This window comes from Stenotrophomonas sp. A3_2, assembly GCF_036624925.1.
GTDB classification, from domain to species: Bacteria; Pseudomonadota; Gammaproteobacteria; order Xanthomonadales; family Xanthomonadaceae; genus Stenotrophomonas; species Stenotrophomonas hibiscicola.
Genome location: NZ_JAZKVY010000387.1, coordinates 1 through 10,168, shown reverse-complemented (window position 1 = coordinate 10,168; position 10,168 = coordinate 1). Strand labels below are relative to the sequence as shown.

General features: G+C 66.0%; 13 protein-coding genes and 3 tRNA genes. 12 read left to right on the top strand and 4 right to left on the bottom strand.

Annotation, left to right across the window (positions count from 1 at the left end; translation table 11 throughout):
- Positions 1 to 103: IS3 family transposase (locus R5H29_RS22810; protein WP_332329113.1), on the top strand; the 103-nt coding region annotated here is incomplete at its 5' end.
- A gap of 123 nt (positions 104 to 226) precedes the next feature.
- Here the strand turns inward: R5H29_RS22810 and R5H29_RS22805 are convergent.
- Positions 227 to 1,651: a sugar porter family MFS transporter gene (locus tag R5H29_RS22805; RefSeq protein WP_019661180.1), complete on the bottom strand. Its 1,425-nt coding sequence runs from the start codon at positions 1,649 to 1,651 to the stop codon at positions 227 to 229.
- A 193-nt stretch (positions 1,652 to 1,844) separates the two neighbouring features.
- Between R5H29_RS22805 and fdxA the strand changes: the two genes are divergently transcribed.
- Positions 1,845 to 2,168, top strand: coding sequence for a ferredoxin FdxA (gene fdxA / locus R5H29_RS22800; RefSeq protein ID WP_332329901.1), 324 nt, complete (start codon positions 1,845 to 1,847; stop codon positions 2,166 to 2,168).
- A gap of 169 nt (positions 2,169 to 2,337) precedes the next feature.
- Here the strand turns inward: fdxA and R5H29_RS22795 are convergent, their stop codons facing one another.
- Positions 2,338 to 2,853, bottom strand: a complete 516-nt coding sequence (locus R5H29_RS22795; protein ID WP_019661179.1) for a hypothetical protein — start codon at positions 2,851 to 2,853, stop codon at positions 2,338 to 2,340.
- A gap of 32 nt (positions 2,854 to 2,885) precedes the next feature.
- Positions 2,886 to 3,779, bottom strand: a complete 894-nt coding sequence (dapA, locus tag R5H29_RS22790) for a 4-hydroxy-tetrahydrodipicolinate synthase (protein ID WP_019661178.1) — start codon at positions 3,777 to 3,779, stop codon at positions 2,886 to 2,888.
- A gap of 164 nt (positions 3,780 to 3,943) precedes the next feature.
- On the opposite strand from dapA, the gene R5H29_RS22785 reads away from it, so the two are divergent.
- From R5H29_RS22785 to R5H29_RS22740, 10 genes are all read left to right on the top strand, one after another.
- The gene (locus tag R5H29_RS22785) at positions 3,944 to 4,504 is read left to right on the top strand and encodes a glycine cleavage system protein R (protein WP_019661177.1); all 561 of its coding nucleotides are present in this window, start codon (positions 3,944 to 3,946) and stop codon (positions 4,502 to 4,504) included.
- Positions 4,505 to 4,583: 79 nt separating this feature from the next.
- Complete coding sequence (locus R5H29_RS22780) at positions 4,584 to 5,063, top strand: peroxiredoxin (RefSeq protein WP_019661176.1); 480 nt, start codon at positions 4,584 to 4,586, stop codon at positions 5,061 to 5,063.
- An 84-nt stretch (positions 5,064 to 5,147) separates the two neighbouring features.
- On the top strand, positions 5,148 to 6,548 hold the full coding sequence (locus tag R5H29_RS22775) for a PhoH family protein (RefSeq protein WP_019661175.1): 1,401 nt from the start codon (positions 5,148 to 5,150) through the stop codon (positions 6,546 to 6,548).
- Positions 6,545 to 7,051, top strand: a complete 507-nt coding sequence (locus tag R5H29_RS22770) for a hypothetical protein (RefSeq protein WP_019661174.1) — start codon at positions 6,545 to 6,547, stop codon at positions 7,049 to 7,051. The genes R5H29_RS22775 and R5H29_RS22770 overlap by 4 nt, the downstream gene beginning before the upstream one ends.
- A gap of 12 nt (positions 7,052 to 7,063) precedes the next feature.
- Positions 7,064 to 7,732, top strand: a complete 669-nt coding sequence (locus R5H29_RS22765) for a YoaK family protein (RefSeq protein ID WP_019661173.1) — start codon at positions 7,064 to 7,066, stop codon at positions 7,730 to 7,732.
- Positions 7,733 to 7,796: 64 nt separating this feature from the next.
- On the top strand, positions 7,797 to 8,606 hold the full coding sequence (thiD, locus tag R5H29_RS22760; protein ID WP_332329900.1) for a bifunctional hydroxymethylpyrimidine kinase/phosphomethylpyrimidine kinase: 810 nt from the start codon (positions 7,797 to 7,799) through the stop codon (positions 8,604 to 8,606).
- Positions 8,603 to 9,529 carry an alpha/beta fold hydrolase gene (locus tag R5H29_RS22755; protein ID WP_288040143.1) on the top strand — a complete coding sequence of 309 codons (927 nt, stop codon included), beginning with the start codon at positions 8,603 to 8,605 and terminating at the stop codon, positions 9,527 to 9,529. Before thiD ends, R5H29_RS22755 begins: the two co-directional genes overlap by 4 nt.
- Positions 9,520 to 9,596 (top strand) — tRNA-Arg (locus R5H29_RS22750). Before R5H29_RS22755 ends, R5H29_RS22750 begins: the two co-directional genes overlap by 10 nt.
- A 58-nt stretch (positions 9,597 to 9,654) precedes the next feature.
- Positions 9,655 to 9,731 (top strand) — tRNA-Arg (locus R5H29_RS22745).
- 32 nt (positions 9,732 to 9,763) lie between these two features.
- Positions 9,764 to 9,840 (top strand) — tRNA-Arg (locus R5H29_RS22740).
- Positions 9,841 to 10,045: 205 nt separating this feature from the next.
- Here R5H29_RS22740 and R5H29_RS22735 read toward each other — a convergent pair.
- On the bottom strand, positions 10,046 to 10,168 hold a 123-nt coding region (locus R5H29_RS22735), incomplete at its 5' end, for an IS3 family transposase (RefSeq protein ID WP_332328662.1).

Sequence of the window (10,168 nt, the reverse complement as noted above, 5' to 3'; positions counted from 1 at the left end):
ATACATCCAGTACTACAACCAAGAGCGAATCAAGTTGAAATTGAAGGGCCTGAGCCCGGTACAGTACCGGGAGCAGGCCCAACAGGCCCAATCGGCCGCCTGACCCCGTCCAAGTCTCGGGGGTCACTTCATGGATGGGTTCACGGCGTGTCCCGGATTGGGCTGCCCCGCCTTCGCCCTCGATGACACCGAGGCGCCAACGGAATGCAACCGAAGCCGGGCAGCGTCAGCCTTCCATCTGCTCCAGCTCCTTGCCCTTGGTCTCGCGCACGTAGCGGACCACGAAGAAGATCGAGAGGATGGCCGCCACCGTATAGATCCCGTAGGCCCCGGCCAGGCCGATGCCCGCCAGCAGCATCGGGAACGTCACGGTGATCGCGAAATTCGACGTCCACTGCGCCGCACCGGCGACGGCCAATGCCGGGCCGCGGATCTGGTTGGGGAACATTTCACCCAGCATCACCCACATCACCGGGCCCCAGGACATGTTGAAGAACACCACATAGACGTTGGCCGCCACCAGCGCCAGCCGGCCCATGCCGTCGGACAGTTGCAGGCGACCGTCGGCGAGACTGCCACTGGCGAACGCGACCACCATCAGTACCAGCGCTACCGACATGCCGACCGAGCCGATCCACAGCAGCGGCTTGCGTCCGATGCGGTCGATCAGCAGCACTGTCAGCAGGCAGGCACCGATGCTCAGCGCACCGGACAATACATTGATCAGCAGCGCGTCGCTTTCCGAGAACCCCACCGCCTGCCACAGCACCGCGCCGTAGTAGAACACCACGTTGATGCCGACCAGCTGCTGGAACATCGCCAGGCCGATGCCGACCCAGAGGATCGGGCGCAGCCTGCCGGTGACCTTGTCGCGCAGGTCGGCGAAGCGTGGCTTGTGCTGGTCCTGGGCCAGGCTCGCCTCGATCTCGGCCTGCTTGGCCGTGGCTGCGGCCTCGCCGTACAGCCGCGCCAACACCGCCCTCGCCTGCTCCGGGCGCCCCTTCACGACCAGGAAGCGCGGGCTTTCGGGAATCACCAGCAACAGCAGCAGGAACAGCCCCGATGGCAGCGCCTGCATCCAGAACATCCAGCGCCAGGCCTCATGGCCCAGCCATAGCGGCTCGGTCGACGCCCCAGCGGCACGGGCCAGCAGGTAATTGCTGAGGAAGGCGGCGAACAGGCCGCAGATGATCGCCATCTGCTGCACCGTGGCCAAGCGCCCGCGATAGCGCGCCGAGGCCACCTCGGCGATGTAGGCCGGCGACATCACGCTGGCCGCGCCCACCGCGAAACCGCCCAGCACGCGCGCGGCGATGAACAGCCAGGAAGCGTGAGCGGCACCGGCGCCCAGCGCCGAAACCAGGAACATCAGCGCCGACACGATCAGCACGCCTCGGCGGCCCAGGCGATCCCCCAGCCAGCCTGCCAGGAAGGCACCGACCGCACACCCCAGCAGCATCGAAGCGACTTCGAAACCAAGCGCCGCCTCGCTGGAGTTGAAGGCCTGGCGAAGGCCGTCGACCGTGCCATTGATGACACCACTATCGAAGCCGAACAGGAATCCACCGAGGGTGGCCACGCAGCTGATGAGGACGATGAATGCCGTGTTTTCGCCGCCGTGGGAGGCGATGCCGGGTTGGCGCTGGGACATGGATGAACCTGTTGGGAAGGGAGGCCGGCCATCCGACGCAGCCGGCTGACCCGCAGCGTCGCACAGGCCTTGCCCTGCCGCCAATGTCCGCCACGGCCGCGCCTGCCAGGCGCCCGATTTCCGCCCCGCGCCGACACTGGGGGCCAACCTGTTCTAGAATTGGCGGGTTCAGGAATCGATCCGCCCCCAGCCCATGCCCTTTGTCGTCACCGAAAACTGCATCAAGTGCAAACACACCGATTGCGTGGAAGTGTGCCCCGTGGATTGCTTCCACGAAGGCCCGAACTTCCTGGTGATCGATCCGGATGAGTGCATCGACTGCACCCTGTGCGAACCGGAATGCCCGGTCAACGCGATCTTCCCGGAGGACGATGTTCCTGCCGGCCAGGAGAGCTTCGTCGCCCTCAACGCCGAGCTGGCGAAGGAGTGGCCGGTGCTGACCGTGCGCAAGGACCCGCCTGCCGACGCCGCCGAATGGGATGGCAAGCCGGACAAGCTGAAGCTGCTGGAACGCTGAGAAGCGCCTGCTGCGACAACGAAAAAGGGCGCCTTGGGCGCCCTTTTCCATTTCCGGTAGCGCCGGGCCATGCCCGGCGGATCCTGGGCCGCGCTTCAAGCGCGCCGGGCTGGGCCCGGCGCTACCCAAGGCAGGTGCCGACCAAGGCCCGCATCCACCCGACCAGCCCTTACTGCGCCAGCTTCGCCTTGAGCGCGGCGATCAGCTTTACCGGCGCTTCGGCCGTGGCCGGCAGGCCGCGCGGGTCCACCGCGGAGATGTAGGCGCCGGCATCGACGGCCACCACGCGGACCAGGAAGTTGCTGCCTTCGTAGGCCACGTCATACGAGCCCAGCAGCTGCGCGCGGCTGGCGATGGTCACGCCTTCCACGCCTTCCAGCGCGGTGCCGACCTTGGCGAAGGCCTCATCCTTGCCACCGGCGATGGTGAAACCCGTGTTGCCCACGGCCGGGGCCGCAGCCACCGGGGCCGCCGGCTTGGTCGCCGAGGAAAGGGTCGGCACCTTGTTGTCGCCGGTGGTGGCCGGCAGGTTCAGGTCCGGCGGCACTTCCAGCGGACGCATTTCCGGGGCCAGGGCGTAGTCGCCCTTGACGCCGCGCTTGAAGCAGCCGGTGGTGCCGGCAGCGACCGCCACAGCAAGCAGGGCATAGGACAGCACGCGGACGGTGGAAACGGATTGACGCATGTGAATCTCCTGGGTCAGACCAAGACGGAAGGTCAGTGGCTGGAAAGGGCTTCGAGGGCGGCGATGTCGCCGGCAAGGTGGTCGGCGGCCGCATGGTGCGGCGCCGACAGCGGCAGCAGCGGCAGGCGCAGGTCATGGCCGACACCGATGCGGCGCAGCAGCGCCTTGACCGGAATCGGGTTCGGTTCAACGCCGCAGAAATCGTGGAACGGCTGCAGGCGCGCGTCCCAGGATTCGGTGGCTGCATGGTCGTGCGCGGCGGCCAGTTCGCACATCCGGCGGTAGGCACCCGGAAGCACGTTGGAGCCCACGGAGATCAGGCCATCGATGCCGGCCCGGATCGAGCGCGCGGCGGTGCCGTCATCGCCACTGAGGACCGCGAACTTCGGGCTGCGCAGCGCCAGCAGCGCCTGCACCCGGCCGGTGTCGCCCACCGCCTCCTTGATGCCGACGATGTTGGGGTGGCTGGCCAGTTCGGCCACGGTCTCCGGCTGCATGTCGCAACCGGTACGGCCGGGCACGTTGTACAGCACGACCGGCAACCCGCCCTGGTCGGCGACCGCACGATAATGGGCAATCAGGCCGGCCTGGGTCGGCCTTACGTAAGGCGGGGTGACCACCAGTGCATGGCTGGCGCCAAGCGCGGCCGCACGACGGGTCTGTTCGATGGTTTTGGCAGTACCGGACAGGCCGGTGCCGGCCATGACCGGGATGCGGCCGCCAATGCGTTCGACCGCGCTGGCCAGCAGCAGGTCGTACTCGGCATCGGTGAGGGTTGCCGCTTCGCCGGTCGAGCCGGCAACGACAACGCCATGGACGCCACCTTCCAGTTGCAGGTGCAGCAGGCGCTGCCAACCGTCGGGATCGAGGGCGCCGTCGGCCCGGAACGGGGTCGCCAGCGCGGTGATGAGGCCGGAAAGGGACAAGGACGTGCTGCTCTTGGCTGGAAAGGGAAAACGCCCGCCACGAAAGGCCGGGGGCGACCTGAATGTTACTTGCGGCGCGAAAGCACGGGCAAGTATGCTGGACACCGGTGGATCCCCGCCTCTGGCGGGCATTCAGACTCACGCATGCATTACCCGGAATCGCCTTGACCGACACCACCCCGCGCCCCGCGCCGAGCGAAAACCACCTCCTGATCAACGCCTACACGACGCATCCGGAGTCCCCTCTGCTGCCCGTCACCCGCCGCATCGCCGACAGCGGCTGCAATCTGGTGGACGCACGCCTGGCCACGGTCGGCCGCGACGTCTCGGTCACCGCCCTGGCCACCGGCTCCTGGGACTCGGTGGCCAAGCTGGAGGCGATGCTGACCCGGCTGGAGCGCGAGGAAGGGCTGAAGCTGGTCTGGTACCGCACCGCCGCCAAGCAGGCGCAGTCCAACCTGCTGCCCTACATCGTCGAGGTGATCGCCGCCGACAAGCCGGGCATCCTGTTCCAGCTGGCCGATTTCTTCGACCGCCAGGGCATCACCATCGAGAACCTGCAGAGCACGCGCTACCGCGCCATGCAGACCGGTGCGGAAATGTTCAGCGCACAGGTCACCATCGGCGTGCCGGCCAACATGCATATTGCCGCGCTGCGCGACGATTTCCTTGAGTTCTGCGACCACCTGAACCTGGACGCGATCATGGATCCCATGAAGTTCTGATTCTTCGCGCGTCTCTCACGCGCGCGTGGCGTTTCATGTAGCTGTAATGGCAAGAACCCAGGCTCGACAGAAGGACCTCATGAACAACGGCGACACCCTGGACAGCACTACCCTCTCCCTGCCGCTGGCCCTGTCCGGCGGCGACCACGCCACCCTCGGCGACTATGCCGGCCAATGGCTGGTGCTGTACTTCTATCCCAAGGACAGCACGCCGGGCTGCACCACCGAAGGCATCGACTTCAACGCCCTGCTGCCGAAGTTCAGGAAGGCAGGCGCGGTGGTACTGGGCGTCTCGCGCGATTCGGTGAAGTCGCACGACAACTTCTGCGCCAAACAGGGCTTCAACTTCCCGCTGGTCAGCGATGGCGACGAAGCGCTGTGCAGCGCCTTCGACGTGATCAAGATGAAGAACATGTACGGCAAGCAGGTACGTGGCATCGAACGCAGCACCTTCCTGATTTCCCCCGACAGCCGCATCGTGCAGTCCTGGCGCAAGGTCAAGGTTGCCGGCCATGCCGATGCCGTTCTCGCCGAACTGAAGGCCTCCCAGTCCAAGTGAGTCCCACTGCCTACCGTGTCTGCCATCACCCTGCCCCGCTGCAGGCCGTGGTGGTTTTTCCCTGCCCGTAACCAGGAATCGACGATGACCCGAGGCAAGCGCATCTACGTGCTGGATACCAACGTGCTGATGCACGATCCCACCGCGCTGTTCAAATTCGAGGAGCACGACATCTACCTGCCCATGCAGGTGATCGAGGAGCTGGACAACGGCAAGAAGGGCACCTCCGAAGCCAGCCGCAACGCTCGCCAGGTGAGCCGTTTCCTCAACGAGCTGGTGCAGGAATCCGGCCTGGACAACCTGGCCGACGGCATTCCACTGCAGCGTCCCAATGGCCTGCAGCTGCGCGGCAAGCAGAGCGCCGGCAAGCTGCGCTTCCAGACCAGCCATTTCGACGCGGGCAAGAGCTTTGGCAAGGTCATTCCGGACAATGCCATCCTCGGCGCGATCCTGGCCCTCAAGGAAGAAACGCCGGACCTGCCGGTGGTGTTCGTTTCCAAGGACATCAACCTGCGGATCAAGGCCGCCATCGCCGGCATCGTGTCCGAGGACTACGAGAACGACCGCGCACTGGACGATTTCAGCCTGCTCTACACCGGTGCCACCGAGCTGCCCGAAGACTTCTGGAAGCGCCACGGCGAGGATCTGCGCAGCTGGAGCGACAAGGGCCGCAGCCATTACGAGATCCAGGCGCAGGATGGCGAGGAGTGGTACCCGAACCAGTACGTCTACCTGCCCGGCGAAGACGAAGTCGAACTGCGCGTCAGCCGCGTGGTCGGCGACGGCAAGGTAGTGCTGTCGCTGGTCGATGATTTCCGCCACGGCAGCCACGCCGTGTGGGGCATCAGTGCGCGCAACCGCGAGCAGAATTTCGCGCTGAACGCACTGATGGACCCGGAGATCGACTTCGTCACCCTGCTGGGTACCGCCGGTACCGGCAAGACCCTGCTGGCGCTGGCCGCCGGCCTGGCCCAGACCATGGACCAGCAGCGCTACCGCGAGATCATCATGACCCGCGCCACGGTCAGCGTTGGCGAGGACATCGGTTTCCTGCCGGGCACCGAGGAAGAGAAGATGACGCCGTGGATGGGCGCGCTGACCGACAACCTGGAAGTGCTCACGCACAACCAGGAAGGCGGCACCTGGGGCCGCCAGGCCACCAACGACCTGCTCGCCAGCCGCATCAAGATCCGCTCGATGAACTTCATGCGCGGCCGCACGTTCCTGTCACGCTACCTGATCCTGGACGAGGCGCAGAACCTCACCCCCAAGCAGATGAAGACGCTGATCACCCGTGCTGGCCCCGGCACCAAGATCGTCTGCCTGGGCAACGTCGAGCAGATCGACACCCCGTACCTGACCGAAACCACCTCGGGCCTGACCTACGCGGTGGATCGCTTCAAGAACTGGCCGCATAGTGCGCACATCACCCTGCGCCGTGGCGAACGCTCGCGCCTGGCCGATTACGCGTCGGAGGTGTTGTGAACCGCTGCACCCGCCTGCTGCTGCCCACGGCTGCGATCGCCCTCGCAGCCGCGCTCGGCGCCTGCACCACCACGCGCGGCCCGGCCAGCGTGCCGACCGCCGAACGTACCGGACAATCCTGGGTGGTCACCCGCCCGATCATCGCCGCGCAGGTGCTCGACACCTGCTCGCGGCCCAGTCCAGGCCGCGAGGCGGGCCGGGTCAGCGGCTATTGGGCACCCAGCCGGCAGCAGATCGACCAGCTGGAAGCACAGCTCTCGTCGCTGCAGGCACAGGTCCCGAAGGTGCTGGACTTCGACCGCCAGTACGTCGGCATCGAAAGCGCCGGCAAGCGGCTGATCTACGTCAACGCCTTCCATCTGCCCGATGGCAGCGGCATCAATCCGGCACGGGAAGCGATCCGCGTCTGCGACGGCGGCACGCAGTTCTGGGGCGCGGTGTTCGACCCCTCCAGCAATACCTTCAGCGAGCTGCAGTTCAACGGCGGCTTCGGCGGGCCCTGAGGGGCCTTGCCGATGGGAATACGCCTGCCCACCTGGGTCTGGATTGGTGCGGTCGCGCTCTCGTGCGTGGCCGGCATGGTCAACGTGGTCGGCTTCCTCGGCTTCGAGCATCAGGCGGTCAGCCACATGACCGGCAGCACCAGCCAGCTGGGCATGGCGCTGGCGCAGGGCGACTGGCGCGCGGTCGGCCATCTGTGGGGGCTGCTGATCGCGTTCTCACTGGGTGCGATGCTCAGCGGCCTGTTGATCCAGGACAGTACCCTGCAACTGGGCCGACGCTACGGCGTGGCGCTGGCCTTGGAGTCCGCGCTGCTGCTGGTGGCCATTCCGCTGTTCGAACGCCACCAGATCTGGGGCGCACTGGCCGCCGCCATGGCCTGCGGCCTGCAGAACGCGATGGCCACCACCTTCAGCGGCGCGGTGGTACGCACCACCCATCTCAGCGGCATGTTCACCGACCTCGGCATCGGCCTGGGCCACCTGCTGCGCGGATTGCCGCTGCAGGTACGACGCCTGACCCTCAGCGGCCTGATCATCAGCGGCTTCCTCGCCGGCGGCATCCTCGGCGCCTGGCTGTTCATGCGTTGGCAATATGACGCCCTGCTCGCCCCTGCCCTGCTGACTGGCCTGACGGGCCTGGGCTATGTGCTGTACCAGCAATGGGCACGTTGGCGGCATTGAATCAAGGACATCGGCGCATGGCGTGGATCTACCTTCCCCTGCGCGACCACGGCACAATCGCGGAATGAGCCCGACCACTCCCGTTTCCGCTCTCACCATCGCCGGCTCCGACTCCGGTGGAGGGGCGGGCATCCAGGCCGACCTGAAAACCTTCGCCGCGCATCGCGTGCACGGCCTCTCCGCAATCACCGCACTGACCGCACAGAACACGCGTGGCGTCATCGCCGTGCATGTGCCGCCGATCGACTTCCTGTGCGCGCAGCTGGATGCCTGTTTCGACGATTTCGACATTCACGCGGTAAAGCTGGGCATGCTGGCCAACGCCGGCGTGATCAACGCCGTTGCTGACGCACTGGAGAAGCATCGTCCGCCGCACGTGGTGCTGGACCCGGTGATGGTCGCCACCAGTGGGGCGCGCCTGCTGGAAGACAGCGCATTGCAGGCCATGCGTGAGCGCCTGATCCCGCTGGCCACGCTGATCACCCCCAACACACCGGAAGCAGAACTGCTGGTCGGACGGAAGATCAGCAATGGCGATGACGCTGAGCGCGCGGCGTCAGCCCTGCTCGATCTCGGTGCCGGCGCCGTACTGCTGAAAGGTGGCCACCTGCAGGAAGGCAACCGCGTAATCGACCGCTACTTCGACGGCGTCAGCAACGAAGAATTCATCCACGCCCGCCTGCCACTGGATGCACATGGCACCGGCTGCACGCTGGCTGCGGCCATCGCCGCGCAGCTGTGCAATGGCCTGAGCCTGACCAACGCCTGCGAAGCCGGCATCGATTACGTCGCACGCAGCCTGCAGCGGAGCCATGCCCCTGGTCGCAGCGAGGTGCGGGTGCTCGATCACTTCGGCGCGGCACCACACGCATGAACCTGGCGCCGCGCATCCTCGCCGTACAGTGCGACGACGGCCATCGCTACGAAGTGATTGCCTGCGTGCCCGCGCACCCCATTGCGCGCCTGCTGTGGCTGCCCGCGCTGGGCGTGGCCGCGCGCCATTACCTGCCGTTGGCGCAGGCGCTGGCTGCGAAGGGCGTGGCGGTGTACCTGCACGAGTGGCGCGGCAACGGCAGCAGTTCGCTGCGCCCATCGCGCGCGCTGGACTGGGGCTATCGCGAGGTACTCGAACAGGATCTGCCAGGCAGCCAGGCCGTTCTGGCTGCAGCGGATGAAGAGGCTGGCACCCTGCCCTGGATCATCGGCGGCCACAGCCTTGGCGGGCAGCTGGCCTGCGTGCATGCCGGACGCCATCCGCAGCACTTCAACCGGCTGTGGCTGGCCGCCAGCGGCTCACCGTTCTGGCGTGGCTTCCCGCCACCACGCGGATGGCTGCTGCCGCTGGTCTACCGCTTTCTGCCGTGGATCGCGCAGCGCCAGGGCGTGCTGCATGGCCGTCGCCTTGGCTTCGGCGGCACCGAGGCGCGCGGCCTGATTGCCGACTGGGCGCGCGTGGGCCTGAACAACCACTACGCCGCGTCCGGCATGGACGAAGACCTCGATGCGCACATGGCGCGCGTGCATGGCAGCGCGCAGGCGGTGCTGATGGAGCACGACTGGTTGGCCCCCACCGGATCGATGCAGACGCTGCTGGCGAAGCTGCCGAATGTGGACGCGCAGCTGCGCGTGCTGTCCGCGCAGGAACTGGGCACGCGCGCCGATCATTTCGCGTGGCTGAAGGCGCCGGACGCCGTGGCTGACAGCTTTTTCATTCAGTTGGATGAAAATTTTCACAAAACTGTTGACGGTCCGCGCCGACATCCGCATAATTCCGCTCCTGTCGCAGGGCGCCCGTAGCTCAGTTGGATAGAGTACCTGGCTACGAACCAGGCGGTCGGGAGTTCGAATCTCTCCGGGCGCACCACTCGACAGGTTTCCGGCATCCGCCGCTGGAAATGCAGTAAAATTTGATTGTGTACCGCGCGCCCGTAGCTCAGTTGGATAGAGTACCTGGCTACGAACCAGGCGGTCGGGAGTTCGAATCTCTCCGGGCGCACCATACACAGTCAACACAACAAGTTTATGTAATTGGCGCCCGTAGCTCAGTTGGATAGAGTACCTGGCTACGAACCAGGCGGTCGGGAGTTCGAATCTCTCCGGGCGCACCATTACACCGAAACAGCAGGCCTCGGTCTGCTGTTTTTTTATGTGTGTTTTCGGCAGGGCTGCGCCCTGCACCTGCAGATGCTTCAAGCCAAGGCAACAGCAACAGCAACAGCAACAGCTGGTATTCCGTGGGTTGGCGGGGCGGCATGGACAGGCAGGACACGCCGTAAACCCATCCATGAAGTGACCCCCGAGACTTGGACGGGGTCAGGCGGCCGATTGGGCCTGTTGGGCCTGCTCCCGGTACTGTACCGGGCTCAGGCCCTTCAATTTCAATTTGATTCGCTCTTGGTTGTAGTACTGGATGTATTCCACCAGCCCCGCCTCCAG

Coding starts and splice junctions, on each gene's coding strand:
- R5H29_RS22805 (WP_019661180.1), bottom strand. CDS start 1,651: ATGTCCCAGCGCCAACCCGGCATCGCCTCCCACGGCGGCGAAAACACG.
- fdxA (WP_332329901.1), top strand. CDS start 1,845: ATGCCCTTTGTCGTCACCGAAAACTGCATCAAGTGCAAACACACCGAT.
- R5H29_RS22795 (WP_019661179.1), bottom strand. CDS start 2,853: ATGCGTCAATCCGTTTCCACCGTCCGCGTGCTGTCCTATGCCCTGCTT.
- R5H29_RS22780 (WP_019661176.1), top strand. CDS start 4,584: ATGAACAACGGCGACACCCTGGACAGCACTACCCTCTCCCTGCCGCTG.
- R5H29_RS22775 (WP_019661175.1), top strand. CDS start 5,148: ATGACCCGAGGCAAGCGCATCTACGTGCTGGATACCAACGTGCTGATG.
- R5H29_RS22765 (WP_019661173.1), top strand. CDS start 7,064: ATGGGAATACGCCTGCCCACCTGGGTCTGGATTGGTGCGGTCGCGCTC.
- thiD (WP_332329900.1), top strand. CDS start 7,797: ATGAGCCCGACCACTCCCGTTTCCGCTCTCACCATCGCCGGCTCCGAC.
- R5H29_RS22755 (WP_288040143.1), top strand. CDS start 8,603: ATGAACCTGGCGCCGCGCATCCTCGCCGTACAGTGCGACGACGGCCAT.